The organism is Pseudoalteromonas sp. GW168-MNA-CIBAN-0100, assembly GCF_040309225.1.
In the GTDB taxonomy this organism is placed as follows: Bacteria; Pseudomonadota; Gammaproteobacteria; order Enterobacterales; family Alteromonadaceae; genus Pseudoalteromonas; species Pseudoalteromonas arctica.
The window spans coordinates 1-625 of sequence record NZ_JBEOOL010000080.1 but is presented as its reverse complement, the minus strand read 5'-3'; the positions used below and the strand labels follow the sequence as shown (position 1 = coordinate 625).

Sequence of the window (625 nt, the reverse complement as noted above, 5' to 3'; positions counted from 1 at the left end):
GCTTCAGACAGTCTCTACACGGGTTGAAGCGGGGGCTTCTTCACCACTTGAGAAAAAACGTGCAGAGTCAGCGTTGTCGCAGGCGCGTTTGTCGTTATTGATAAGTGAACAAAAACTCAATGAGTATAAACGCGACCTGGCCATCATGTGGGGTGACACTAACGCTGCGTTTGCGGAAGTTGAAGGGACACTGTTATCGTTTCCAAATTCACTATCACTTGAACATATGCTTTCACAGCTTCAAAGCAATCCACACGTTCTGCTTTATGCTGATAACTATCGGGTACAAGAGGCCAGATTGAGAGTGGTTCAGGCCAGTCAGCAGTTCGACATTGCGTGGGAAGCCGGTATCCGAAGAATGCAGGGAATTGATGACACAGCGTTAGTCGCCAGTATTTCGGTGCCGTTAAATACCAAGCAGCGGAATCTAGGTGAATACGAACAACAGCGCGCATTGCTTGACAGTATAGACTATCAAAAACAAGCGAAAATTCGTGAACTCACTCGCCAATTAAATCAAGTCATTAGCGCAAAAGACCAAGCCTTGCTCACTGTTACGACCCTTCAAGACAATGTCGTCCCAACATTGGAATCTGCATTGAAATTGGCGCGGGATGGCTATGAA

1 protein-coding gene is annotated in these 625 nt (G+C 46.7%); it reads left to right on the top strand.

From position 1 onward, the window contains the following. Positions 1 to 625 (top strand): TolC family protein (locus AAEY62_RS20095; protein ID WP_502935521.1); only part of this gene is annotated, 625 nt, incomplete at both ends.